The organism is Paraburkholderia pallida (assembly GCF_004524855.1).
Classification (GTDB): Bacteria; Pseudomonadota; Gammaproteobacteria; order Burkholderiales; family Burkholderiaceae; genus Paraburkholderia; species Paraburkholderia oxyphila.
The window spans coordinates 2,817,756-2,843,624 of the sequence record NZ_CP038148.1 but is presented as its reverse complement, the minus strand read 5'-3'; the positions used below and the strand labels follow the sequence as shown (position 1 = coordinate 2,843,624).

Sequence of the window (25,869 nt, the reverse complement as noted above, 5' to 3'; positions counted from 1 at the left end):
TGAGCGTCAGGCGCGATCGACACAGGAGACGGACAATGCAGGCAAATGAACGTGCCCAGCCGTTGCGCGTAGGCGTGGCGGGACTCGGGCGGCTCGGTCGGCGGCATGCGGGCAATCTCGCGTATCGCGTGCCAGGCGCGACGCTGGCGGCCGCATGCAGCCCGCTCGAAGACGACCTCGCATGGGCGCGCGGTGCGCTACCTGAGGCGCGGCTTTACCGCGATTACGCCGAACTGCTCGCCGACACGTCGGTGGACGCCGTCTGGCTCGTGACGCCCTCGGCGCTGCACGCGCAGCAGATCGTCGACGCATTGCGTTCGGGCAAGCACGTGTTCTGCGAGAAGCCACTCTCGCTCGACGTGGCCGAATGCGAGCGCGTGGTCGAAGAGGCGCGCCGCTTTCCGGACCAACAGGTGACGATCGGCTTCATGCGCCGTTTCGATCCGAGCTATCACGACGCATTTACGCAGGTGCGCGCGGGTGCGATCGGCCGGCCGTTTCTCGTGCGTTCGCAGACCTGCGATCTCAATGACCCCGATGGCTTCTTCGTGCGCTTCGCGCCGGGCTCGGGCGGCATCTTTCTCGACTGCACCGTGCACGACATCGACGTCGCGCGCTGGCTCCTCGGCAAGCCGCGCGCCACGCGCGTCTTTGCGGCGGGCGCGGTCGCACTGCATGAAGGCCTGCGCGAGTACGGCGATGTCGACAACGGCGTCGCGATCTGCGAATTCGAGGGCGGCAAGCTCGCGATGTTCTATGCGTCGCGCACCATGGCGCATGGCAACGATACGTCGAGCGAGGTCATCGGCACGGCCGGCGCGCTTGCGATCGGCCGTCTGCCGCGTGCGAACCGCGTGGAGATCTACGACACGCACGGCGTGCGCAGCGTTTGCACGCCGACCTTCTTCGACCGCTTCGAGGAGGCCTTCCTCATCGAGGCGCAGGCGTTCGTCGCGGCGGTGTGGGCGCGCCGTGGCAGCGAGGCCGGCGCGGCGGAGCACGCGCAGCAAGGCGCGACGCTGGAGGATGCGCTGGAGGCCACGCGAATCGGCTTCGCGCTACGCGAGTCGCTACGCACGGGGCAGGCGGTGACGCTCTGAGGCGCGGGGCGGCGCCGGAGCGCAGCGAGGCGGACGAGGCAGGTACAAAGCGGGTACAAGGCGGCCGCAAAGAGGGCGCAAGCGTCCTTGTATGCGGCTGCGGTAAAATCGCTGCTATCCGTGACGTACCCAGCGCTGCCCGAAAGCGGCGGCGCGCCAACGAAGGATCCAACCCGATGCAAATTCAGGTTCACAAGGAAGTGGATGCGCGCGGGCTGAACTGCCCGCTGCCGATCCTGCGCGCCAAGAAGGCGCTCGCCGACATGGAAAGCGGCCAGATTCTCAAGGTTCTCGCGACCGATCCCGGCTCGCAGCGCGATTTCGCCGCCTTCGCCAAGCAGACGGGCAACGAGATCGTCGAAAGCTCGCAGCAGGACAAGACCTTTGTGTTTCTGATGCGCCGCCGCTGAAGCGGCTCGCGCCGCGCTTAAGCGCAATGCATAAAAAATGGCCCGCGATCGTGAGATTGCGGGCCATTTTCATTGCCGGCGTGAGGCGCCGGCAGGCGGCCAGCGGCCCTCGCGAGAGGGCGCGTGGCCGCAGGGGCGCAGCCGGGGGCGCTTAGTCGGGGGCGCCTAGCCCTCCAGCTCCGGCTTACGCGTACGCAGATATTCCGCGAAGTCCTCGGCCACTTCCGGGTGGCGCAGCGCGAACTCCACGGTCGCCTTCAGGTAGCCGAGCTTGCTGCCGCAGTCGAAGCGCGTGCCGTGATACTTGTACGCGAGCACCTGTTCGTCGGCGAGCAGCGACTGGATTGCGTCGGTGAGCTGAAGCTCGCCGCCCGCGCCCGGCTTGATCGACTTCAGATGCTCGAAAATGCGCGGCTTGAGCACGTAGCGGCCCACCACGCCGAGGTTCGACGGCGCGACTTCGGGGGCCGGCTTCTCGACGATGCCCGAGAGCTTGACGATCGCGTCTTCCCATTCCTTGCCGTCGACGATGCCGTACGAGCGCGTCTCCGAGGGCGGGATCTCTTCCACGCCGAGCACCGAGCTGTGGTAGTGGTCGAACACCTCGACCATCTGCTTCATGACCGGCGGCGTGCCGTAGAGCAGGTCGTCCGCCAGGATCACGGCGAACGGGTTGTCGCCCACGAGCTTTTCCGCGCACAGCACGGCGTGCCCGAGGCCCAGCGCTTCGGGCTGGCGCACATAGAAGCAGTCGACGTTGTTCGGCTTGATGCTGCGCACCAGCTCGAGCAGCTTGGCCTTGCCGCGCGCCTCGAGCTCGGCCTCGATCTCATAAGACTTGTCGAAGTGATCTTCGATCGCGCGCTTGCTGCGGCCCGTCACGAAGATCATTTCGGTAATGCCAGCCGCGACGGCCTCCTCGACCGCGTACTGGATCAGCGGCTTGTCCACGACCGGCAGCATTTCCTTCGGGCTGGCCTTGGTGGCCGGAAGGAAGCGCGTGCCGAGGCCCGCCACCGGGAATACCGCTTTAGTCACTTTTAGCATGTCTTTGGTCCTGGTCCTGGTGGATTCAGGCGCCGTGCGCGCCGCCAGAATCCACCTTAGCCGATTCAGGCAGGCAGCCGCGCGAGTTGCGCGGTCAGCTTGCCCAGTGTTGCCTGGAATTCTGCCAGCCTCTTCTGCTCCTGCTCAACTACCACCGGCGGGGCTTTTGCAACAAAACTGTCATTTCCCAGCTTGGCATTGCACTTCGTCACTTCATTCGTCAGTCGCGCGATTTCCTTGGAGAGACGCTCGCGCTCGGCTGCCACGTCGATCTCCACCTTCAGCACGAGCTTGTCTGTCCCGACGATAGCAACCGGCGCGCCCGCCGAGGCGGCGTCGAGCGTCGCTTCGTCGGCGATGATCTGGACCTCCGAGAGCTTCGCCAGCGCCTGCGCATACGGCGCGAACGAGGCGAGCCGTTCGGCGTTGCCCGTCACCAGCAGCGGCACCTTCGTGGCGGGCGAGAGGCTCATCTCGCCACGCAGGTTGCGGCAGGCGTCGATCACGGCCTTCAGGTCGGCGGCCCATTGCTCGGCGGCTTCGTCAATCTTCTTCTGCTCGGCCAGCGGGTAGGACTGCATCATGATCGATGCTTCGCCTTCCGCCGCGCCTTCCGGGTACGCGTCGGTGAGCGGCGCCACCTTCTGCCACAGCGCTTCGGTGATGAACGGAATCACCGGGTGCGCGAGGCGCAGCACCGTCTCCAGCACGCGCAAGAGCGTGCGCCGCGTGGCGCGCTGCTGCTCGGGCGTACCGGTCTGGATCTGCACCTTCGCCAGTTCCAGATACCAGTCACAGTATTCATCCCAGACGAACTTGTACAGGGCATTGGCCACATTATCGAAGCGATAGTCGGCGAAGCCCTTCGCGACTTCGGCTTCCACGCGCTGCAACAGCGAGACGATCCAGCGGTCGGCCTGCGAGAAGTCGGTGTAGCCGCCCGGGCCGCAATCGCCCGGCTGGCAGTCGCCGGGCTTGGAGAAGCCGCAGTCGTGGCCTTCGCAGTTCATCAGCACGAAACGGGTGGCGTTCCAGAGCTTGTTGCAGAAGTTGCGATAGCCCTCGCAGCGCGCGAGGTCGAAGTTCACGTTGCGACCGAGCGTGGCCATCGAGGCCATCGTGAAGCGCAGCGCGTCGGTGCCGAAGGCGGGAATGCCGTCCGGGAACTCCTTGCGCGTCTTCTTTTCGATGGTCGCGGCCTGCTTGGGATTCATGAGGCCCGTGGTGCGCTTGGCAACGAGCGCTTCGAGCTCGATGCCGTCGACGATGTCGATCGGGTCGAGCGTGTTGCCCTTGCTCTTGGACATCTTCTGGCCTTCGGCGTCGCGCACGAGGCCGTGCACGTAGACCGTGTCGAAGGGCACCTTGCCGGTGAAGTGCGTGGTCATCATGACCATGCGCGCCACCCAGAAGAAGATGATGTCGAAGCCCGTCACCAGCACCGAGGAGGGCAGGAAGGCCTTCAGCTCAGGCGTCTCGGCGGGCCAGCCGAGCGACGAGAACGGCACGAGCGCCGACGAGAACCACGTGTCGAGCACGTCCTCGTCGCGCTTGAGCGCGCCCGTGTAGCCCTTTGCATCAGCCTGCGCGCGCGCTTCTTCCTCGTTCTTCGCAACGAAGATTTCGCCGTTTTCGCCGTACCACGCCGGGATCTGGTGGCCCCACCAGAGCTGGCGCGAGATGCACCAGTCCTGGATGTTCTCGAGCCACTGATAGTAGGTCGTGGTCCAGTTCTCCGGCACGAACTTGATCTGGCCGCTGCGCACCACGTCGAGCGAGGTTTCGGTGATCGACTTGCCGGGGTTGAAGGTGCCCTCGGGTGCGGGCTTCGTCATCGCCACGAACCATTGGTCCGTGAGCATCGGCTCGATCACCACGCCCGTGCGGTCGCCGCGCGGCACCATCAGCTTGTGCGGCTGCACCGAGTCGAGCAGGCCCAGCGCCTCGAAATCGGCGACCACCTGCTTGCGCGCCTCGAAGCGGTCGAGGCCGCGGTATTTTTCGGGCGCGTTGTCGTTGATCTTCGCGTCGAGCGTGAGGATCTCGATCATCGGCAGGCCGTGGCGCAGGCCCACCTGATAGTCGTTGAAGTCGTGCGCGGGCGTGACCTTCACGACGCCCGTGCCGAATTCGCGGTCCACGTATTCGTCGGCGATCACCGGGATTTCGCGGTCGGTGAGCGGCAGCTTGACCATCTTGCCGATCAGGTGCGCATAGCGCTCGTCTTCCGGGTGCACCATCACGGCCGTGTCGCCGAGCATGGTTTCCGGGCGCGTCGTGGCGACGGTCAGCGTGGCCGAGCCGTCCGCGAGCGGATAGCGCAGGTGCCACAGGTTGCCGCTTTCCTCTTCGCTCGCCACTTCGAGGTCCGAAACGGCGGTGAGCAGCACCGGGTCCCAGTTCACGAGGCGCTTGCCGCGGTAGATCAGGCCCTGTTCATAGAGCTTCACGAACACGTCGCGCACGGCGGCCGACATCTTGTCGTCCATCGTGAAGTACTCGCGCGACCAGTCGATCGAGGCGCCCAGACGGCGCACCTGGCCCGTGATGGTCGAGCCCGACTGCTGCTTCCATTCCCACACGCGCTCGACGAACTTCTCGCGGCCGAGGTCGTGGCGCGAGACCTTCTGCGCATCGAGCTGGCGCTCGACCACGATCTGCGTGGCGATGCCCGCGTGGTCCGTGCCCGGCACCCACAGGGTGTTCTCGCCGAGCATGCGGTGGTAGCGCGCGAGGCCGTCCATGATCGTCTGGTTGAACGCGTGCCCCATGTGCAACGTGCCCGTGACATTGGGCGGCGGCAACTGGATCGAGAAGTTGGCGCGGCCGGGCGTGAAGGTCGCGGCGGCGTAGCCGCGGCGCTCCCATTCGGGGCCCCAGTGGGCTTCGATCGTCTGCGGCTCGAAGCTTTTCGCTAGCGTGCTGTCGCTCATGGGTGGAATCTGCCGAAAAAAGATGCTGAAAACTTTCGATTATAAGGGGAAGCGCCGTCAAGTCAGGACGCCCGGCCGTCTATGGCCGGCATGGCCTTTATAATGACGGTCTACTTCGAAGCCCGCCGCGCCTGTGGCCCTGCTGTGTCCTTGCTTGCGGCCTTCTTGCGCCCCTCATTTCATGCCCGAACTGCTCGCGAACCTGAACCCCGAACAACACGCCGCCGTCACGTTGCCGAATGAACCGGCGCTCATTCTGGCCGGGGCCGGCAGCGGCAAGACGCGCGTGCTGATCACGCGCATTGCGTGGCTCATCCAGCAGGGCCTCGCCTCGCCGATGACGATCCTCGCCGTGACCTTCACGAACAAGGCCGCGCGCGAAATGATGAGCCGCCTTCAGGCGATGATGCCCATCGACACGCGCGGAATGTGGATCGGCACCTTCCACGGCCTGTGCAACCGCATGCTGCGCGCGCATTACCGCGACGCCGGCCTGCCGCAGACCTTCCAGATCCTCGACACGGCCGACCAGCTCTCGGCCATCAAGCGTCTGATGAAGGGCCTGAACATCGACGACGAGAAATACCCGCCGAAGAACCTGCAGTACTTCATCAACAACGCGAAGGAGCAAGGCCTGCGGCCGAAGGACGTCGACGTCACGGACGACTTCAACCGCAAGTTCGTCGAGCTCTACGAAGCCTACGACCAGCAGTGCCAGCGCGAGGGCGTGGTCGACTTCGCGGAGCTGCTGCTGCGCTGCTACGAGCTGCTCGCGTACAACCCGCCGCTGCGCGCGCACTATCAGGCGCGCTTTCGCGACATCCTCGTCGACGAGTTCCAGGACACCAACAAGCTCCAGTACGCGTGGCTCAAGCTGCTCGCGGGTCCGGGCAACGCGATCTTCGCCGTGGGCGACGACGACCAGTCGATCTACGCGTTCCGCGGCGCGAACGTCGGCAACATGCGCGACTTCGAGAACGAGTTCCGCGTGAAGCACATGATCAAGCTGGAGCAGAACTATCGTTCGCATGGCCATATTCTCGATGCGGCGAACTACCTGATCGCGCATAACTCCCGGCGTCTGGGCAAGAACCTGCGCACCGATGCGGGCCATGGCGAGCCGGTGCGCGTCTACGAGGCGGCCACCGACTCGCAAGAAGCGGGCTGGATCGTCGAGGAAGTCCGCGCGCTGATCAATCAGGGCCTCGCGCGCAACGAGATCGCGATTCTGTACCGAAGCAACGCGCAGTCGCGCACGATCGAGCACACGCTCGTGAACGCGGGCGTGCCGTACAAGGTGTATGGCGGCCTGCGCTTCTTCGAGCGCCTGGAAGTGAAGCACGCGCTCGCGTATCTGCGCCTGATCGACAACCCCAACGATGACACCGCGTTCGCGCGCGTCGTGAACTTCCCGACCCGCGGCATCGGGGCGCGCTCGATCGAGCAGCTCGCCGATGCCGCGCGCCTCTACAACTGCTCGATGGCGGCGGCCATTCCCTACGTTACGGGCAAGGCCGGCTCGAGCCTCGGTTCGTTCGCGAACCTGATCGCGAAGATGCGCGCCGAAACCGCGCAGATGAGCCTGCCCGAAGCCGTCGAGTACACGGTGCGCATGAGCGGCCTGGCCGAGTTCTATCAGAACGAGCGCGAGGGCCAGGACCGTCTGGAGAACTTGCAGGAACTCGTGACGGCGGCCACCGCGTTCGTGAGCGAGCAAGGCTACGGTATGGACACGCCCGCGCGTTCGATTCCGCTGCGCCCGGGCGCGAGCACGGCGCCGGAGATCGTTTCGCAGGACGGCGAGATCGAAGTGCTGGACGCGCCCGCGATCACGGATCCCGCGCAGAACCCCGACCTCATGACGCCGCTCGCGGGCTTCCTCTCGCATGCGTCGCTCGAGGCGGGCGACAACCAGGCGCAGGCGGGCCAGGACGCCGTGCAACTGATGACCGTGCACGCGGCGAAGGGCCTCGAGTTCACGGCGGTGTTCATCACCGGTCTCGAAGAGGGCCTGTTCCCGCACGAGAACAGCGCGATGGAAGCCGATGGCCTCGAAGAGGAGCGCCGCCTGATGTACGTGGCGATCACGCGCGCGAAGGAGCGGCTCTATATCTCGTTTGCGCAAAGCCGCTTGCTGCACGGCCAGACGCGCTACAACGTGCGCTCGCGCTTCTTCGACGAGCTGCCGCAGGAGACGCTCAAGTGGCTCACGCCCAAAGTCGAAGCGGGCTCGCGCTGGGGCGGCCGTTCCGACAACGCCGGCTGGGGCCGCGACTGGTTCGCGCGTCCGGGCGGGGGGGATGGCAACGGCGGCGGTGGCCGCCGCGAGCGCGACGCCTATATCGCGGACAAGAGCCCCGCGCCCGCGTTCGCCAACGAGCAGCGCGCGGCCGAGACGGGCTTCCGCGTGGGCCAGGCCGTGTTCCACACGAAGTTCGGCGAAGGCACGATCACGGCGCTCGAAGGCAGCGGCACCGACGCCAAGGCGCAGGTGCGCTTCAAGCGCCACGGCGAGAAGTGGCTCGCACTGGCCGTGGCGAAGCTGCAGGCGGTGGAGTGAACGGCGCCAGGCCCGCAGGCCACGACGCAACGCGTTGATGTAACGCATCGACGCCTCCCACGTAATTCATTGACGCAATTCGGCAAGACTTCGAAGCCATGAACCCATCGTCCACTCAGCCCGGCGCCGCCGGCCAAACCTCGGCGCGTCCGCTTGGCGTGCTCGCCGCGCTTCCCCAGGAACTCGGCGACCTGATCGCCGCGATGCAGGCCGAATCGGGCGTGGTGACGCGCACGCTCGGGCGGCGCGACTATCACATCGGCACGGTCTACGGCGTGCCCTGCGTGGTGACGCTCGCGCGCGTCGGCAAGGTGGCCGCGGCGGCCACGGTCAGCGCGCTGATCCACGTATTCGACGTGCAAGCGGTGGTGTTCACGGGCGTGGCGGGCGGTGTGGGGCCGGACGTGCATGTCGGCGACGTGGTGGTGGGCGAGACGCTGCTCCAGCACGACATGAACGCCGAGCCGCTGTTCCCGCGCCACGAGATCCCGCTGCTCGCGCGCTCGCGCTTCGACGCCGACCGTGCGCTGGCCGCCGCGCTGGCCGCCGCGTGCGAACGCTTCATCGAGGAAGAGGGCACGGCGCTGGCGGCGCGCTTCAGCGCCGCGCTGCCGCGCTTCGCAACCGCATTGCCGCGCGTGCATCGCGGGCTTGTGATCAGCGGCGACCAGTTCGTGGCGAGCGCCGCGGCCGTGGGCGACCTGCGCGCGGCGTTGCCCGATGCTCTGGCCGTGGAGATGGAAGGCGCCGCGCTTGCCCAGGTTTGCTACGAGTACGACGTGCCGTGCGCTGTCGTGCGCACCATCTCCGATACCGCCGACGAGCACGCGAGCACGTCGTTCTCGTCGTTCCTCACCGAGATCGCCGGGACCTATTCGACGGGCATTCTGCGGCGCTTTCTCGCTTCCTGGACGCCGGCGCAGCGTTGAGCGGAGCCGGTCTGGCCGGCCCGCAGTCGAGCGGCGGGGCATAGGCAATAGACAGTCACGCAGGCAGCCAAGCAGCTATTCAGGCAGCAGGCAACCCGCGGGCACGGGTTAACAATGACTGTGAAATTATTTATGTCTAAAGTAATCTGGCGCGAGCCGTTCGTCCGCAAAGCCGTTCAACCGCCCTTGACCGACTGCGCCCGAAAGCCCGTGCCCACGCCTTGAGCCACCTCGAGGCGTCTGGAGATGCCCGGGCGGGAAGGCGCCGTGCCTGCCCATGTCCGATGCACGCTCCATCCCCGCGCGCACGACGCGCGCCGTCCTGCTCGTCTGCGGCTTGTCCGTCCTCTTCGAAGGCTACGACGTCGGCAGCCTCGGCGCGGTGCTGCCCGCGCTCGCCGCCGACCGCCACTGGAGCTTGACGCCGATGCAGCTCGGCGCGCTCGGCAGCTACGCGCTCGCGGGCATGTTCTTCGGCGGCATGGCGATCGGCACGCTCGGCGACCTGCTCGGGCGGCGGCGCATGCTGCTCGGCTGCGTCGCGCTGTTCTCGCTCACGATGGCCGGCGCCGCGCTCGCGCCCACGCCGTTCTGGTTCGGCCTGTGCCGCTTCCTCGGCGGCCTTGGCCTCGGCGGCGTGATTCCGGTGGCCGCCGCGCTCACCATCGAGTATTCGCTGCTGGCGCGCCGCAGCTTCAACTACGGGATGATGTACTCGGGCTACTCGCTCGGCATCCTGTGCGCGGCGCTCGTGGCGATGGCGCTGTTGCCCGCATGGGGCTGGCGCGGCGTGATGGCGGTGGGCGCGCTGCCGTTCCTCGCGCTGGTGCCGATGGCGCGCGTATTGCCCGAGTCGCTCGACTATCTGGCTGCGCGTGGGCGTGTCAACGAGGCGAGAGCGCTCGCCGCCCGGCTCGGCGTGACGGGCGAACTCACTGCGGCGCAGGGCTCCGGGTCCCACGAGCGGGCCAGCCTGCGCGACGTCGTGACGGCCATCTTTGCGCAGCGGCGCCTGCGCGCGACGGCCTGCTTCTGGATCGCGCTGTTCTGCGGCATGTTGCTGGTCTACGGCCTCAACACCTGGCTGCCGATGATCATGCGCAAGCAGGGCTACGCCCTCGGCTCCAGCCTCGCCTTCCTGTTCGTGTTCAGCCTGACTTCCGCGTGCGGCGGCGTGCTGCTCGGCAAGCTCGCCGACCGCTTCGGCGTGCGCGCGACGGTCGTGCTGGCCTATGGCATCGGCGCGCTCGCGATCGCCGCGCTGATGACGCGCCACGCGCTCTTCGTGAGCTATGCGCTCGTGGCGCTCGCGGGCATCGGCAGCATCTCCGCTTCGCTGATCCTCACCGGGCACCTGACGCACTTCTACCCGGCGCATGCGCGGGGCGCGGCCACGGGCTGGGCGCTGTCCTTCGCGCGTTTCGGGGCAATGTGCGGGCCGCTGATGGGCGGCTATATCGCGAGCGTCGGCGCGGACTGGTCGTGGAATTTCGTGGCCTTCGCGGTGACGGGACTCGTAGCGGCGCTGGCGGTCGCGGCATTGCCGTCGCGTGCGCGCGTTGAGGCGGGCGAGGGCGGAGAGGCGGCGGAGGAGCATGCCGTTGCGCGAGAAGCCGCCGATCGCGGCGCCCAGCTATCCTGAAGGCGCCGGGCCTGCCCGTGAACTGCCCGCCTGAGACTCGTCGGCCGGTCAGCCGATCAGCGTCGGCGCGTCAGGCCTTGCTGGCCAGCGCCACCGCCTCGCGGATCTGCTGCAGCGCCGCCGCGTCCTCGATGGTCGGCAGCTCGCCCGGATCGCGCCCTTCGGCGAGCGCGGCGATCGCGCGGCGCAGCAGCTTGCCCGAGCGCGTCTTCGGCAGCATCGAGACGAAGTGCACGCGCGCGGGCCGTCCGATCGCGCCGAGCTGGCGGTCCACGGTAGCCGCGATCGCGGCGGCGAGCTGGTCCGCCGCGGCGGGGTCCGCGGCCGCGGCCGCGTCGCGCAGCACCACGAAGGCGAGCGCGGCCTGGCCCTTCACCGCGTCGTTCACGCCCACCACGGCCACTTCGGCGACCGCCGCGTGCGACGAGATCGCCTCTTCGATTTCGCGCGTGCCGAGCCGGTGGCCCGCCACGTTGATGACGTCGTCGGTGCGGCCGAGGATCGTCACGTAGCCGTTCTCGTCCTGCACGCCCCAGTCGAAGGTCGAATACACCTGCTGGCCCGGCACGCTCTCCCAGTACGTCTTCACGAAGCGCGCGTCGTCGCCCCAGACGGTCTGCATGCAGCCCGGCGGCAACGGGTACGACAGCGTGATCACGCCTTTTTCGCCTTGCGCGCACGGCTCGCCCGTATGCTCGTTGCGCAGCACGAGATTGTAGCCAAAGCACGGCACGCCAGGCGAGCCGACCTTCTGCGGCAGCGCTTCCACCCCGCGCTGGATCGCGAGCATCGGCCAGCCGGTCTCGGTCTGCCAGTAGTTGTCGACGATGGGCTTGCCGAGCGCGTCGCCGATCCAGACGGCCGTCGGCTCGTCGAGCGGCTCGCCCGCGAGAAAGAGCGTGCGCAGGCTCGAGAGATCGGCCGCGCGCAGCAGCGCCGGGTCCTGCTTCTTGAGCACGCGGATCGCGGTGGGCGCGGTGAACATGAGATTGATGCCGTGCTGCTCGACGAGGCGCCACCAGATGCCGCCATCGGGCCGGATGGGCGTGCCTTCGTACATCACCGTGGTCATGCCCGCGATGAGCGGCGCATAGATGATGTAGCTATGGCCCACGACCCAGCCGATATCCGATGCCGTGAACATGGTGTCGCCGGCGCGTCCCTCGAAGATGTAGTCCATCGAGGCGGCGAGCGCGACGGCGTAGCCGCCCACGTCGCGCTGCACGCCCTTGGGCTTGCCGGTCGTGCCCGAGGTGTAGAGGATGTACGAGGGCTCGTTCGATTCGAGCCATTCGCAGGGCACTTGCGCGTCGTAATGCTGCTCGCGCAACGGTTCGTAGTCGACCAGATACGGCGCGCTCAGGCGCTCGGGCGCGAGCTGGCGGTCGATCAGCAGCACGCGCGGCGGCGCATGTTCGGCGCGCGCCATGGCCTCGTCGACGAGCGGCGTGTAGTCGATCACCTTGCCGCCGCGCGCGCCGGCGTCGGCGCTCACGAGCAGCGCGGGCCTGGCGTCGTCGATGCGCGCGGCGAGGCTGGGCGCCGCGAACCCGCCGAACACGACCGAATGAATCGCGCCCAGGCGCGCGCAGGCGAGCACCGCGAACACGGCCTCGGGAATCATCGGCAGGTAGATCAGCACGCGATCGCCGCGCTTCACGCCGAGCGAGCGCATCACCGCGGCCATGCGGTTCACTTCGGCGTGCAGATCGGCATAGGAGTAGCGCCGCTCGATGCCGGTTTCGGTCGACACGTAGACGAGCGCGTTCTGCTGGGCGTGGGTGGCGAGGTGCCGGTCGACGGCGTTGAAGCACAGGTTCGTGCGCCCGCCCGTGAACCAGCGCGCAAAGGGCGGATTCGAGCGGTCGAGGACCTCGGTGAACGGCGTCTCCCAATGAATGCGCGCGGCTTCGCGGCGCCAGAAGTCTTCAGGTCGATCGATCGACTCGCGGTGGAACTCGCGATAACGGCGCATGACGTCCATCCTCCCGTGCGGTGTCGCGGGCTTCTGCGCGTTGGGCAGGCCCCGCGTGGCGGCCGGATCCGGCTCTGAAGGGTCGAGGATAGTGCAGTGCAACGGGCGCGGGCAACGCGGGTTCACCACTATGCGCGGGCGCGCCTGAGGGGCGGGCGCATCAAGCGCACCCAGTGCATGAATGGCGGCATCAACGGCGCGGGACGTCTGTGTGCGATCCGGAGCGCAGCGGCGCTTCGAGGCCGGCATCGGGCTGCGCGAGCGGACGCGGCTGCGCATGCCAGCGCCGCAGCCAGCGGCACGCGATCGCGACCGCGGGGTCGAGCTGCGCGCTCACCGTGGCGCCGAGACCCGTGCCGTAATCGTCGCGCGCGAGCGGCTGCACGCCGATCAGCACCAGCTCGCGCGGATAGTGGCCTTTGAGCTGCGCGCAGGCGAGCGCGTCGGCGAAATCCATCTGATGCAGGCTCACGGGACGCGTATGCAGATGCTGTGCGGCATCGTCGCCTTCGCGCACGCATAGCGTGCCGGGCGCGCGCCCGAAGTCGGCCGAGTTGAAGACGAGCATGCGTTGCGCCGATTCCACGAGCGGCAGGAGCGCGAGCCCCTGCGTGCCGCCCGCCACGAACTCCACATGCGACGCACATTGCCAGCCGGCTTTGAGCCGCTCGATTGCGCGCATGCCGAACCCGTCGTCGCCCCATTGCACGTTGCCGATCCCCAGCACGACGATGCGCGGCAGCGCGGGCGTGCGCGCGGCGGCTTGGGTCGGCGCTGCAAGGGAGCGCGCGAAGATAAACGGGACGTGTTCGTAGAGAAAGCCCACGCGAATCACTTTCGAAAGAGACAAAACTCAGAATACTCTTAGGTGACGCGCATTTTTGTGTTGAGGTATGTCAAGTTAGTAGGAATTTGTCCAGGCGCAACGAGAAGTTTTGCAGGTTCAAGAGATTGGCCGTCAGGCAATGCCTGGTATATGGTTAAAAGTCTCAAGCAATGTTTAGACGCACCAATAAAAAAGAGCGCCACCAGGGCGCTCTTTTTCAGTCACGTTTGCCTTTCAGCCAGTCGTCGGAGGCGCAATTTGTAATCCCGCCTCCTGCCGGCTTGATGGACCTCATGGACCTCATGCGCCCGGCTTCACGACCACGGTGCAGGTCGTGCCCGCCGAGAGGATCATGCCGTCCGGCACCTTGTCGATGTGGATGCGCACCGGCACGCGTTGCGCGAGCCGCACCCAGTTGAAGGTGGGGTTCACGTCGGCGAGCAGTTCGCGGCTTTGCGGATTGTCGCGGTCGTAGATGCCGCGCGAGATGCTTTCCACATGACCTTCGAGCGTGCCGCCGCTCATCAGCTTGATGTCGGCCTTGTTGCCCACCTTCACGCGCGGCAGCTTGGTTTCCTCGAAGTAGCCGTAGACCCAGAACGAGTGGCTGTCCACCACCGCGAGCTTGGCCTGGCCGGCCGTTGCGTAGTCGCCCTGGAACACCTGCAGGTTGGTGATGTAGCCGTCCACTGGCGAGATCACACGGGTGCGCTCGAGGTTCAGCTTCGCGGCGTCGAGCGCGGCTTGCGCCTGCTCGTACTGCGCCTGCGCCGAATTGGCGGTGTGCGAGGCGTTTTCGCGGTTTTCCTGCGAGACGACCTCGCTGTCGAGGTCGGCGCGGCGGCGCGCGTCGTCCTGACGCATGGTCAGCTCGGCCTTGCGCGCGGCCACGGCCGCCTGTGCCTGCTCCACGGCGATCTGGTAGTGCGACGGGTCGATCTGCATCAGCAGGTCGCCCTTGTGCACGAACTGGTTGTCCTTCACGGGCAGCTCGACCACGGCGCCCGAGACATCGGGCGCGATGTTGACCACTTCGGCGCGCACGCGGCCGTCGCGGGTCCAGGGCTCGTCCATGTAGTGCACCCACAGGACGCGGCCGACCAGGATGGCGACGGCGAAGATGATGGCCGTCGCGATAAAGCCAATGATGTTTCGGATAGTCATGATGCGTTTGAATCCGGTTCAGCGTTTTTCAGCGCTATGTCAGCGTGTTTCAGCGGTATACGGCGAGTCCCAGCACGCAGCACACGACCACGAGCAGGCTCACGCGAAAGAGGGAGGGGTGCCACACGATCCGGTAGAGGCCGGTTCGGGCCAGCACGGAATCGAGCACCCAGGTGAGCGCCGCGCCCAGGATGAAGAGCAGGACGATCGCCGGAATGTAGGCGTCGAGAAACGCAACGTCACGCGGCATGATTCGCTCCTTGCGTGTTGTCGGGAGGGTTGTCCGCACCGTGGCTCGCGCGCGGGTCCACGTACGCCGCGAACGGCGATTGCGGGTCGATCAGCGCGGTGCGGATGAAATGCAGATGGCTCAGGATGCGCTGCAGCCGATGGCGCGTTTCGCGCGGCGCGTCGTCGCGCACGATCTGTTCGAGCACGCGCTGGCAGGCCGCAATGGCCGCGCGGGTCGCGGCGAGCGCGGTGGCGTGGCGGTTCGCGTCGGGGCGCGCGAACAGTGCGCTCACGGCCTTGAGCGTCGCCGTGGTGGCGTCGCGCCATGCGGTGTTCGCCGCGAGCGGGTCTGTCGTGCCCGTATGCGTGGCGGGGTGTACCGATTCTGCCGATACCGCGGCCAGCTCCTCGCGCAGATCGATCGCGGCATTGCCGATCTCGAGCGTCGCGAACATCCAGCGCAGCGTGTCCTGGCGCATGGCCTGATCGTTGCCGGCGAGCGCGTGCAACTGGAACACGAGGTCGCGCGCGCCGCTCTCGAAGCGGTTGCGCAGGCCCGCGAGGCCGGTGAGGCGAGCGCGGCATGCGTGCACGGCCTGGCCGCGCAGACTCGCGAGCAGGCGCTTGCGCAGCCACGGCGCGGACGGCGGCAGGATCGCGCCGAACGCGAGCGCCGTGACGATCATCGAGAGCACGAGTGCGAGCGCATCGTTCATGAAGCTGATCGGGTTGTACTGGACGACGTTGTCCGGGCCGGCGAGAAAGCACAGGAAGATGCAGTAGCCCACGCCGTAGCCCGCGTACGCGGGGCGCGTCGTGAGGAACACGCCGAACGCCAGCGCCGGCGCGAGCGCGACGCACAGCAGCGGGAAGCCGTCGATGTGCGGGAACACGCCGAACGTGAGGATCATGCCGACGAGCGTCGCGAGCGCTGTGCCGCCCGCCATCTGGGCCGCCATGCGGGCGGGCTGCGGCGAGGAGGAGGCGAGCGCGCAGGTGGCCGCGGCGGTGAGCACGAGCGTCGTGCCGCTCGGCCACGCGGTGGCGATCCAGAACGCGCCAAGCAGGCCGATGACGATCGCCGCGCGCAGGCCCGACACGCCGGCCGCGACCAGGTCGGTCTTCGGCACGTAGCGCGCGACCCACTTCTCGCGCGAATGGGTGTCGACGGCGAGCGAGGCGTAGGTCGCCGTGTACTCGTTCATATCCGCCACGAAGCGGTAGAGGAGCTCGGTGGCCGTGTCGAAGTCGAGCAGGCGCGCGGCGCGGATGTCCGCGTCTTTGCCTTGCCTGTCGAGATCGGCTTCGAGCTGCACGCGCGTCTCGCGCACGCGCTTGGGCAGCGTCGCGCGATAGTCCTCGAGTTGCTTCGACACATGCACCGCATCGGCTGCGGTGAGCACGGGCTCGCCTGCCTTGTCGAAGAGCGGCGCGATCTCCCGGAAGTACGGTTCGAGCGCGTCGACCGTGACCGTCGAGCCATGGTCGCGCAGGCGGTTCATCAACTGGTGCAGCGCGTGAAAGCGTGTCGATGCGGCCATGAACTCGGTGTTCAGGCGCGCGACACGCCCCGAGCGCATGCGCGAGTCGGGCGTCTCGAACACGGCGTTGCTGCGGCTGGCCTCGAGGCCGACGATATCGACCACGAAGCGCGCGTTGGTCGCTTCGATCTGCGAACGATCGACGCGGCCGCCGAGTGCCGCCGACACGTAGTCGACGAACGACGAGAAGCGGCGGCGCACGGTCGAGCGCAGCGCCTCGCCGGTGAATTGCGGAAACGCCACGGCGCTCACGAAGCCCGAGGCGAGGATGCCGATCGAGATCTCGGCCACGCGCGTCATGGCCGACATGAAGGCGCCGTCGGGGTTCTGCGAGGCCGGAATGCCGATCAGCGCCGCCGTATAGCCCGCGAGCACGAAGCCGTACGAACGGAAGTTGCGGTTGCGTGCGGCGCCCGCCGTGCAGATGCCGACCCACAGCGCCGTGCTGGCGATGAAGAGCACGGGCTGCTGGGCGAACAGGCCGATCAGCGCGAGCATGACCACGAGGCCGACCAGCGTGCCGCAAAGCCGGTAGAAGCTCTTCGCGAACACCGGGCCGCTTTGCGGCTGCATCACGATGAACACGGTCGTCATGGCCGTGCGGGGCCCGGGCAGATCGAGCTTCATCGCGACGCCGAGGGCGAGCAGGGCGGCGGCGATCGTCTTGATGAGATAGATCCAGACGAGGCCGTCGGTGCGCGCCCAGTCGGCGAACGCCTGGAGGATGCGCTGGGCGCCCGCTTGCGCCGAGGAGGGAGAGGATGCTTGCATCTTCGCGTGCCTCAGTGCGTGCTGGCCGCGGCGTTGGCTGGGGCGCCTGTGCCGGCCGCGGTGCGATCCGCGCCTGCTTGCGGCGCGTTGGCAGCCTTGGCGGCGCTGGTTGCATCCGCATCCACCTCTGTGTCCACATCAGGCAGTTTCGGCGCGAGCAGCGCAGCGGGCATCAGCGGCACGTCGCGCGTCTTCTTGCCGTGCGCGGGCAACTGTTCGGCTTGCGTCGGTCCCGCCGTTGCAGGATCGCCCGCCGGGTCGATCAAGCCGCCGCCCAGCGCCGCCACGAGCGTGGCATGCGCGGCCAGCCGCTCGGCCTGGATATGCGCGACACCTTCCTGCGCGTGCAGCAGCTGGGTCTGTGCAATCAGCACGTTGACGTAGTCGGTGAGCCCGCGCCGGAAGCCCGCTTCGGAGAGGTCGTAGTTGCGCTGCGCGGCCGCGACCGAGCGATGCGCGTCGTCCTCCTGCGTCGCGAGCGAACGCATGCGCACGACCTGGTCCGCGATCTCCTTGAGCGAGGTCACGATCGTCTGGTTGTACTGCTCGACGGCGATGTCATAAGCGGCCGATTGCGCGCCGAGCTGCGCGCGCAGGCGTCCGCCGTCGAAGATCGGCAGCGAGAGGGCGGGGCCGCCCGCGTAGCTGCCGCTCATCGACTTGAGGAACTGGAACAGCGGGCCGCCCGCCGCATAGCCGCCCATCGAGACGAGCAGATTGACGTTCGGGTAGAAGTCGGCCTTCGCGACGTCGATGCCGCGCGCCTGCGCGGCGACGGTCCAGCGCGCCGCGACCACGTCGGGGCGATGGCCGATCAGCTCGGCCGGCAGCGCCGAAGGCAGGCCCGCGGGCGCGGCGAGCGAGAGCGCTGGGCGCTGGATCGACTCGCCCGCGCCGGGGCCCTTGCCCGCAAGCGCGGCGAGCTGGTTCTTGCCGAGCGCGATGTCTTCTTCGAGCGCGTCGATCTGGCGCTCGTATTCGGGCAGCGGTGTTTCGGCCTGGCTCACTTCGAGCTGCGTGCCGATGCCGCCCGCGAGACGCTTTTGTGCGAGCACCAGAATCTTCTGCTGCTCGGCGAGCGTCTGCTTGGCGATATCGAGCAGCGCGTAGTTCATCGAGAGGTCGATGTACGCGCGCGTCACGTTCACTTCGAGTTCGAGCTGCGCGGCGCGCGCGTCGGCGGCACTCGCGTGCGCCATGTCGAGCGCGCGCTCGGCATTGTTCTTGTCCTGGCCCCAGAGGTCGAGGTGGTACGACAGGCCGAGCGTGGCCGTGTTGTTCCAGGTGTTCGCGCCGGCGAGCGGGCCCGGTCCGTAATAGACGTTGTCGGCCCATTGCTGGCGCTGCACGGACATGCTGCCGTTGATCTGGGGCAGGAGCCCCGCTTGCGCAACGCCTGCCATCGAACGCGCTTCACGCACGCGCGCCTGCGCGGCCGCGAGCGACGGGTTGCCCGCGATCGAGGCTTCGATCCAGGCGTTCAGTTGCGGGTCGTTGTAGCTCTTCCACCAGTCGCTGACGGGCCATTGGGCGTCCGTGTTGGCGGCGCGGATGGCCGAGCCGGCGTCGAGTTCGGACGCGTCCGTGTGCTTCGCTTGCGGTGCGATTCCCCCGGTACTGGCGCAGCCCGCGATTATCAACGAGAACGTAAGAACCGTGAGTGCGGCTAGTCCTTTCGGTACCGGAGACTGCACGATTTACTCCTTTTCCATGCGTAGATTGACGTACGACATTATATTTTTTGCCGGATTGGCGAATAACTGGTAAAGATGCAAGGCATTCTTACGCGATGTGAGATAATCGACTTTGCGAAATGTGTAACAATTCGTCCGTCAAGCAGAGGATTGTTATGGATACGCTTCAGAACATGCGGGTATTCGTGCGGGTGGTCGAGGCCGGCAGTTTCACCGGCGCCGCCCAGTACCTGAATACGACGACGGCTTACGCGTCGCGCGCGGTCTCCGATCTGGAGGCGCATCTGCGCACACGGCTCCTGAATCGCACGACGCGCCGCATCGCGCTCACCGAGGCCGGCGAGCGCTATCTGCAGCGTTGCGAGCAGATCCTGGCCTATGTGGACCAGGCGGAGGCCGAAGCCGGCGACGCCCATGCGCGTCCCTCGGGCAAGCTCAAGGTCCATGCCATGACGAGCTTCGGCCAGCACTACGTGGTGCCGGCGGTGGGGCAGTATCAGCAGCGCTATCCGGACGTTCATGTGGACCTCACGCTCGCCCAGCGCATGCCGGACCTGCTCGACGAGGGTTACGACGTTGCGCTCGTCCTGGCCACCGATCTGCCGGATTCGGGCTTCGTCTCGCAGCGCCTGACGAGCGCGTTCAGCATCGCGTGCGCGTCACCGTCCTACCTCGAGCGCCACGGCGTGCCGCAGACGCCGCGCGACCTCGCGAATCATCGCTGCCTGCAGATGGTGACGCCGGTGTTCCCGGCGGCGCAGTGGGATTTCGCGGGCCCCGCGGGGGACGAAACGATCGACCTTGGCCCAGCCACGTTCCAGGTGAATGTCGCCGAAGCGCTGGCGGTGGCGGTGCGCGAGGGAATGGGCATCGGGCTGCTGCCGATCTACTCGGCCATCAGCGGATTGCGCAGCGGCGAGCTCGTATGGATCCTGCCCGAGTACAAGTCGCAGGAGATGAATGTCTACGCGATGTATCCGTCGCGCCAGTATCTCGATGCGAAGATCCGCACGTGGGTCGAGCTGTTGCGCGAGAACCTGCCCGCGACGCTGGCGGAAGATCAAGCCGAGTTGCGCCAGTTCGCGCGGACCTGACCGACGGCGCATGCAAGGCTGGCAGTGCGCTGTGACAGCCTGTTACAGCTTCGGGTTATGGCAACACTTCCTTACGCACGCCAGCGCGGCGGCTTGATAAGGTAGCGGAACTGAAACGTCAATCCGCCAGAACCCGAGGTTTTCCATGGATACGCATCTGATGTTCGGCATCGCCGTGATGATGGGCCTGATCGGCATCGCCGCGTCACGCGACTTGCTGCGCATGCGCCGCGCCCAGCTTCAGCCCGTCACGCTGCGCGCGCAGCGTGCCGCCGACCGCTCGCGCGGCCAGCGCTGATCGTCCGCCGATCGTCTTCTTGAACGGGCGCTGCCTCCGGCGGCGCCCGCTTCGCCTGCCAGGCCGTTGCCAACGGGCCGCGCGGCGCTCAGATCTCCACCACCTTGTCCCACGCGAAGGCCGGATTCTCCGGCTGGCCGGTGCGCCGGTCGCGATAGCCGCGCGGGTTGCACACCACGCGCGTGCCGTCCACCGTGTAGTCGAAGCACGTATGCGTGTGGCCGTGCACCCAGAGCGCGGCGGGCGCCCCCAGCAGCGCGCGCAGGTCGTTCACGAATCCCGCCGACACCAGATCGTCCGCGTAGCGCGCCGCGAGGCTCAGCCGATGCGGCGCATGATGCGTGACGACGATCGTCTTGCCGGCGAACGGTTTGGCCAACTCCGCTTCGAGCCATGCTCGTGCGTGCGCGTACAGGGCGATCGAGTCCGCGGGCGTGAAGTCGCGCGCGGCGGCCTCGGGGCTTGTGGGCCACGAGACCTGAATCAGCCCGCGAAAGTCGAGCATCACGCGCTTCGCCGCCTCGATCGCCGCATCGCGCGCCGCATCGTCGGCGCCGTAGAGCGTGAAATCCGCCCACAGCGTCGTGCCGAGCACCCGAAAGCGGCCCGCCGGATCGACATAAGTCCCGTTGTTCAGATAGTGCACGTTGTCGAGCGTCGCGGCGGCGTCGCGCATGGCCGCTTCGAGCGCGCCGAGTTCGCCGTCGTAGTACTCGTGATTGCCCGGCACATAGATCACGGGCACCTGCGGGTCGAACGTTTCGGCGGCCCAGCGCAAGCCGAGCCCGTGATTGTGGATGTCGCCCGCAAGCACGACGAGGTCGGCCTGCGCGTGCGGGATCGTGTCCGGCTCGTCGTATTCCAGATGCAGGTCGGATAGCACGCGGACCTTCACTTCGCCTCCTTGCGCGCTCAGCGCAACACTTTGCCCGGATTCATCAGATTCAGCGGATCGAGCGCTGTCTTGACCGCGCGCATCAGCGCGAGCTCGACTTCGCTCTTGTAGTGCGCGCTCTCGTCGACCTTCAGCTGGCCGAGGCCGTGCTCCGCGCTGATCGTGCCGCGGTGGCGCGCGACGCTGTCGTAGACGATGCGGTTCAGGGTTTTCTCGTTTTCCGCGAGAAACGCCTGCGGGTCGCCGCCCTCGGGCGCCTGCACGTTGTAATGCAGATTGCCGTCGCCGAGATGGCCGAACGTGACCATGCGGGCGCCCGGCACCGCGTGCGCGATCTCGGCGTCGGTTTCCTCGATGAAATGGCCGATGCGCGAGATCGGCACGCCGATGTCGTGCTTGATGTTCAGCCCTTCCTGCGCCTGTGCGAGCGGAATGTGCTCGCGGATGTTCCAGAACGCTTGCGACTGCGCGAGGCTTTCCGCGACGACGGCGTCCTCCACGAGTCCTTCTTCGAGCGCCGTTTCCATGAGGCGCTCGAAGAGCGCGCGGCCGTGTTCCTCGCTCTCGTTATCGGACAGTTCGAGCAGCACGACTTGCGCGTGGCGCTGCTGGAACGGGTAGCGCAACTGCGGGAAATGCCGGCCGACCAGTTGCATGCAGAAGTCCGACATCAGCTCGAAGCCGGTGAGGAGCGGGCCCGCGAAGCGTTGCGCGAGCGCGAGGAAGTCGAGCGCGGCGTGGGCCGATGCGAGCCCCGCGAGCGCCGTGACGCGCGCGGCCGGTTGCGGGTGCAGCTTCATGACGGCGGCGGTGATGATGCCGAGCGTGCCCTCGGCGCCGATGAAGAGATCGCGCAGATCGTAGCCCGTGTTGTCCTTGCGCAGGCCGCGCAGGCCGTCCCAGAGCTCGCCTTGCGGCGTCACGACTTCGAGGCCGAGGCAGAGCTCGCGCGTGTTGCCATAGCGCAGCACGCCGGTGCCGCCCGCGTTGGTCGAGAGATTGCCGCCGATCGTGCAACTGCCTTCGGCGGCGAGCGAGAGCGGGAACAGCCGACCGGCCTCGGCGGCGCGCGCCTGGATCTCGGCGAGGATCACACCCGCTTCGACGGTGATCGTGTTGTTGTGCGCATCGATCTCGCGCACGCGGTTCAGGCGGCGCAGGCTGAGCACGGCCTCGCGGCCGCTCGTGTCGGGCGTCGCACCGCCCGCGAGGCCCGTGTTGCCGCCCTGCGGCACGAGCGCGACGCGATGCTCGTGTGCGAGCTTCACGATGGCGGCGACTTCTTCAGCGTTCGCGGGGCAGAGCACGGCGCACGCGGCGCCCTGGTAGCGCTTGCGCCAGTCGGCGAGGTAGGGCGCGGTATCGTGGGCGTCGGTCAGCACGTGCTGCGCGCCGATGGCGGCGGCGCAGGCGTCGAGGAAGCGTTGCGGGGCGATTGCGGTGCTTGCGGTCATGGCGGGTGAGGTGTCTCCGGCGCGAGGCGGCGGCGCGATAGCGTGCCTGCGCTCGGCAGCCGGGACACGGATGTCGTTCGTGGCTAAACAGTTAGTTTGACACGCCGGGTGACCGGGTGGGGGAGACGCGGACAGGGGCTGCGGGAGGGCGCGGGCGGCCGGGTTTGCGATTGGTTGCCGATTCGAGCCGGCTCGATTTGCCGGATCGAGCGGCGGACCCTGAGTCGAACGCGAACGGCAGACCCTAAGTCGGGCACGTACGACGGACGCCAATGTCCGACTGCGCGGCGAAGCGCCTTCACGCGGCGCCCGCCTCTACGCAGTCACGCGCCTTCGCGCTTCGCGCGCCGTGCGGCGCGCTTGAAGGGCGCGACATAGGCGAGCGCGCATCCGAAGAACCCGAGTGCGAGCGCGACTTCGACCCAGCCGAGCAGGTTGCCGGGCGCGGGGTCGGTCATGCCGCGCACGATGCCTTCGGCGAAGTAGAGTAGCACGAGCATCGACGCCCATTGCAGCGTGTAGAGACGGCGCCGCAGCACGCCGGGCAGCGCCGCGGCAAGCGGCAGCGCCTTGAGGATCAGCGCGCTGCCGCCGGGACGCAGCGGCGCGAGCCGCCATTCCCACGCGATGCACAGGAGCGTGAGCGCGGCGAGCGTGACGAACGCGCCCAATGCGGCGGGACGGCGCCCGGCAATGTCGGCTGGCATGTGTGTCGGCGAAGTTGTCGTTGCCATTTGCGGCTCGGCGGCGTCGCGCGGGCCGCCAGTCACGGCCGCTCGCCTTGCGAAAGCGCCAGCGAGGCACGCGCGAGCCGCACCCCGAGCGCCACGGCGAGCGCTTTTTCGTCGGCGGTGAGGCCGTGGCTGCGGCCGTCGGCGCGCGCGTGATGCGACGCGCCGTAGGGCGTGCCGCCGCTTTGCGTCGAGGTGAGCGCGCTTTCGGTGTAGGGAATGCCCACGAGCAGCATGCCGTGATGCAGGAGCGGCAGCATCATCGAGAGCAGCGTGCTTTCCTGGCCGCCGTGCAGGCTGCCGGTGGATGTAAAGACGCAAGCGGGCTTGCCGGCGAGCGCGCCCGAGAGCCATTGCGGCGTGGTGCCGTCGAGGAAATACTTCAGCGGCGCGGCCATGTTGCCGAAGCGTGTGGGCGAGCCGAGCGCGAGGCCGGCGCACTCCTCGAGATCGCGCAACTCCACGTAGGGCGGGCCGTCATCGGGAATGTCGGGCGCGCTGGCCTCGCAGACCGTGGATACGGGCGGCACCGTGCGCACGCGCGCTTCGGCGCCAGGCACGCTGTCGATGCCCTGGGCGATGGCGCGTGCGAGCTCGCGGGTGGCGCCATGGCGGCTGTAGTAGAGCACAAGAATCGGTTTCATCGGGCCTCGTCGGTGGACGAGATATTATAGGGGTTGGGTTCGCCGCCAGTTTTCCGCGAGATTTACACAGGAAATGGGGCGCGCCGACTGGAGAACGCAGGCCAATGGACGTGTTGTCGACATTACGGATCGATCTGGATATCGTGAAGCGCCTCGCGCGCTTCGCGGCGCGGCGCAGCCGCGAAGACCGCATTCCGCAGGTGGCGGGCAGCCTCACGTTCACGACCTTGCTCTCGCTCGTGCCGCTCGCCACGGTCGCGTTCGCGCTGTTCACCGCGTTCCCCATCTTCGCGTCGTTCCAGAATTCGCTGCAGGGCTTTCTCGCCGACCATCTGATGCCGGCGCAGATCAACAGCCAGATCTTCATGTACCTCAACCAGTTCGCGTCGAAGGCCAAGGGCCTCACGACGATGGGCATGATCGTGCTGTTCGTCACCTCGGTCATGACCATGATGACCGTCGAGTCGGCGTTCAACGTGATCTGGCGCGTGCGCAAGGCGCGTCCGCTCGCGCAGCGCGTGCTCGTGTACTGGGCCATTCTCACGCTCGGGCCGATCCTGATCGGCGTGAGCCTCTCGATCTCGTCGTATCTGTTCACGCGCTCGGCCGCACTGGCCACCGAGCAGCATGTGTCGATGCTGTTCGACTGGCTGCTCATCAGCGCTTCGGTGCCGCTCACGGCGCTCGCGTTCACGATGCTCTACGTCTATCTGCCGAACTGCCGCGTGGAGTGGCGCGATGCGGTGGTGGGCGGCGTGGCGGCGGCCGTCGCGTTCGAGCTGGCCAAGCGGGGCTTCGGCCTGTACGTGCGGCGCATCCCCACGTATACGGCGGTGTACGGCGCGTTCGCGGCGGCGCCGATGTTCCTGTTGTGGATGTATCTGAGCTGGTTCATCACGCTCGTGGGCGCGATGATCACGTCGGCGTTGCCCGAGATCCGCACCGGGCGCTTCAACCGGCCGCGCTTTCCGGGCAGCGATCTGCTGGACGCGCTCGAGTTGCTCGCGGGGCTCGCGGATGCGCGCGATGCGGGCCAGCCGGGCAGCACCGCCGAGCAGCTCGCGCAACTGCTGCGGCGCGAACTTGCGACCGTCACGCGGATCGTGGCGGATCTGGAAGAGGACGAACTGATCGGGCGGCTGGAAAAGGACGGCGAGAAGCCGCACTACGTGCTCGTCGCGAATCCCGCACGCATCTCGGTCGAGCGCATTTACGCGCGCTTCGTGATCGATCGCAAGGAGCTGGCGTATCAACTGAAATCGAGCGATATCGACGCGGCCACGCTGCTCGGCGCGCTCGAAAACGACAAACTCTCGATCTCGCTCGCCTCGCTGCTGGCGGCGCGGCGCGAGCTGGTTCGTCGTGCAGAGGCGGGTGGCGAGTCGCCGGCGCTGCCACATCCGGCGGCTTGAGGGGAATCGGGCGCCGCCCGTGATCCAGCCGGGCGGCGGCCATTGGACACAACGATCGGCTAGATCGTGATCTTTCCGCGGCAGATATCCGAGAACATGACCCAGTCGCCCATCAGGCTGTAGATGGGATGGCGGAAGGTGGCCGGGCGGTTCTTCTCGAACGCGAAATGGCCAATCCAGGCAAACCCATAGCCGCATAGCACGGCGGCGGGCAGCCAGAGCCAGTCGCCCGTGGCGATCGCCATGGCGACACAGCCGATCACGCCCAGCGAGCCGATGAAATGCAGCCGCCGCGACATGAGATTGCTGTGCTCGCTCAGATAGAACGGATAGAACTGCGCGAAATTCGCGAAGTGCTGCTCGGTATGGATGGGGTGACTCATCGTCTCCTCCTTCGCGCATCGAATCCTGCCGCGCAAGGGTCGCTCATGCGCACATTCTCCGGCGATCCGAACGACCGTGCAACCCGGACTGACACGAGTGCGGGGACAACCGCGTTGCCGCTAGCCCGGCCGCCG

The 25,869-nt window shown here is 67.4% G+C and carries 21 protein-coding genes; 8 read left to right on the top strand and 13 right to left on the bottom strand.

Going from position 1 to position 25,869, the window contains the following annotated elements:
* Positions 1-35: 35 nt before the first annotated feature.
* Complete coding sequence (locus tag E1956_RS12870; RefSeq protein WP_134749375.1) at positions 36-1,100, top strand: Gfo/Idh/MocA family oxidoreductase; 1,065 nt, start codon at positions 36-38, stop codon at positions 1,098-1,100.
* 182 nt (positions 1,101-1,282) lie between these two features.
* Positions 1,283-1,510 carry a sulfurtransferase TusA family protein gene (locus tag E1956_RS12865; RefSeq protein WP_028208042.1) on the top strand — a complete coding sequence of 76 codons (228 nt, stop codon included), beginning with the start codon at positions 1,283-1,285 and terminating at the stop codon, positions 1,508-1,510.
* Positions 1,511-1,675: 165 nt separating this feature from the next.
* On the opposite strand, the gene galU is transcribed toward E1956_RS12865, so the two are convergent.
* Both galU and E1956_RS12855 read right to left on the bottom strand, forming a co-directional pair.
* Positions 1,676-2,557: a UTP--glucose-1-phosphate uridylyltransferase GalU gene (galU, locus tag E1956_RS12860; protein ID WP_028220241.1), complete on the bottom strand. Its 882-nt coding sequence runs from the start codon at positions 2,555-2,557 to the stop codon at positions 1,676-1,678.
* A gap of 65 nt (positions 2,558-2,622) precedes the next feature.
* A complete protein-coding gene (locus tag E1956_RS12855; RefSeq protein WP_134749373.1) occupies positions 2,623-5,490 on the bottom strand; it encodes a valine--tRNA ligase in 2,868 nt (955 codons plus the stop codon).
* A 181-nt stretch (positions 5,491-5,671) separates the two neighbouring features.
* Between E1956_RS12855 and E1956_RS12850 the strand changes: the two genes are divergently transcribed.
* From E1956_RS12850 to E1956_RS12840, 3 genes are all read left to right on the top strand, one after another.
* Complete coding sequence (locus tag E1956_RS12850; protein ID WP_134749370.1) at positions 5,672-8,050, top strand: UvrD-helicase domain-containing protein; 2,379 nt, start codon at positions 5,672-5,674, stop codon at positions 8,048-8,050.
* Positions 8,051-8,148: 98 nt separating this feature from the next.
* Complete coding sequence (locus E1956_RS12845) at positions 8,149-8,979, top strand: 5'-methylthioadenosine/adenosylhomocysteine nucleosidase (RefSeq protein ID WP_134749368.1); 831 nt, start codon at positions 8,149-8,151, stop codon at positions 8,977-8,979.
* A gap of 277 nt (positions 8,980-9,256) precedes the next feature.
* Positions 9,257-10,621: an MFS transporter gene (locus tag E1956_RS12840; RefSeq protein WP_134749365.1), complete on the top strand. Its 1,365-nt coding sequence runs from the start codon at positions 9,257-9,259 to the stop codon at positions 10,619-10,621.
* Between the two features lie 70 nt (positions 10,622-10,691).
* On the opposite strand, the gene E1956_RS12835 is transcribed toward E1956_RS12840, so the two are convergent.
* The 6 genes from E1956_RS12835 to E1956_RS12810 form a co-directional block, all read right to left on the bottom strand.
* The gene (locus tag E1956_RS12835) at positions 10,692-12,596 is read right to left on the bottom strand and encodes a propionate--CoA ligase (protein ID WP_134749362.1); all 1,905 of its coding nucleotides are present in this window, start codon (positions 12,594-12,596) and stop codon (positions 10,692-10,694) included.
* Positions 12,597-12,786: 190 nt separating this feature from the next.
* Positions 12,787-13,446: a HyaD/HybD family hydrogenase maturation endopeptidase gene (locus E1956_RS12830; protein WP_232071144.1), complete on the bottom strand. Its 660-nt coding sequence runs from the start codon at positions 13,444-13,446 to the stop codon at positions 12,787-12,789.
* Positions 13,447-13,722: 276 nt separating this feature from the next.
* Complete coding sequence (locus E1956_RS12825; protein WP_134749359.1) at positions 13,723-14,586, bottom strand: efflux RND transporter periplasmic adaptor subunit; 864 nt, start codon at positions 14,584-14,586, stop codon at positions 13,723-13,725.
* A gap of 49 nt (positions 14,587-14,635) precedes the next feature.
* Complete coding sequence (locus tag E1956_RS12820) at positions 14,636-14,839, bottom strand: DUF1656 domain-containing protein (protein WP_028220235.1); 204 nt, start codon at positions 14,837-14,839, stop codon at positions 14,636-14,638.
* On the bottom strand, positions 14,826-17,129 hold the full coding sequence (locus tag E1956_RS12815) for an FUSC family protein (protein WP_134749357.1): 2,304 nt from the start codon (positions 17,127-17,129) through the stop codon (positions 14,826-14,828). Before E1956_RS12815 ends, E1956_RS12820 begins: the two co-directional genes overlap by 14 nt.
* Before the next feature lie 11 nt (positions 17,130-17,140).
* Entirely contained in the window at positions 17,141-18,823 is a 1,683-nt protein-coding gene (locus E1956_RS12810; protein WP_134749354.1) for an efflux transporter outer membrane subunit, read from the bottom strand.
* 155 nt (positions 18,824-18,978) lie between these two features.
* Here E1956_RS12810 and E1956_RS12805 point away from each other — a divergent pair, with 155 nt between their 5' ends.
* Positions 18,979-19,917 carry a LysR family transcriptional regulator gene (locus E1956_RS12805; RefSeq protein ID WP_134749351.1) on the top strand — a complete coding sequence of 313 codons (939 nt, stop codon included), beginning with the start codon at positions 18,979-18,981 and terminating at the stop codon, positions 19,915-19,917.
* 145 nt (positions 19,918-20,062) lie between these two features.
* Positions 20,063-20,215, top strand: a complete 153-nt coding sequence (locus E1956_RS46110) for a hypothetical protein (RefSeq protein WP_167338393.1) — start codon at positions 20,063-20,065, stop codon at positions 20,213-20,215.
* An 88-nt stretch (positions 20,216-20,303) separates the two neighbouring features.
* Here the strand turns inward: E1956_RS46110 and E1956_RS12800 are convergent, their stop codons facing one another.
* The 4 genes from E1956_RS12800 to wrbA form a co-directional block, all read right to left on the bottom strand.
* The gene (locus E1956_RS12800; RefSeq protein ID WP_134749349.1) at positions 20,304-21,110 is read right to left on the bottom strand and encodes a metallophosphoesterase; all 807 of its coding nucleotides are present in this window, start codon (positions 21,108-21,110) and stop codon (positions 20,304-20,306) included.
* 17 nt (positions 21,111-21,127) lie between these two features.
* Complete coding sequence (locus tag E1956_RS12795; protein ID WP_134749346.1) at positions 21,128-22,564, bottom strand: FAD-binding oxidoreductase; 1,437 nt, start codon at positions 22,562-22,564, stop codon at positions 21,128-21,130.
* Positions 22,565-22,887: 323 nt separating this feature from the next.
* Positions 22,888-23,271: a DUF2069 domain-containing protein gene (locus tag E1956_RS12790; RefSeq protein WP_134750585.1), complete on the bottom strand. Its 384-nt coding sequence runs from the start codon at positions 23,269-23,271 to the stop codon at positions 22,888-22,890.
* Positions 23,272-23,330: 59 nt separating this feature from the next.
* Positions 23,331-23,939, bottom strand: coding sequence for an NAD(P)H:quinone oxidoreductase (wrbA, locus tag E1956_RS12785; protein ID WP_134749345.1), 609 nt, complete (start codon positions 23,937-23,939; stop codon positions 23,331-23,333).
* A gap of 104 nt (positions 23,940-24,043) precedes the next feature.
* Between wrbA and E1956_RS12780 the strand changes: the two genes are divergently transcribed.
* Positions 24,044-25,351, top strand: a complete 1,308-nt coding sequence (locus tag E1956_RS12780) for a YihY family inner membrane protein (protein WP_134749343.1) — start codon at positions 24,044-24,046, stop codon at positions 25,349-25,351.
* A gap of 59 nt (positions 25,352-25,410) precedes the next feature.
* Here E1956_RS12780 and E1956_RS12775 read toward each other — a convergent pair whose 3' ends face one another.
* Positions 25,411-25,734: an Mpo1-like protein gene (locus E1956_RS12775; protein ID WP_134749340.1), complete on the bottom strand. Its 324-nt coding sequence runs from the start codon at positions 25,732-25,734 to the stop codon at positions 25,411-25,413.
* Positions 25,735-25,869 lie beyond the last annotated feature (135 nt).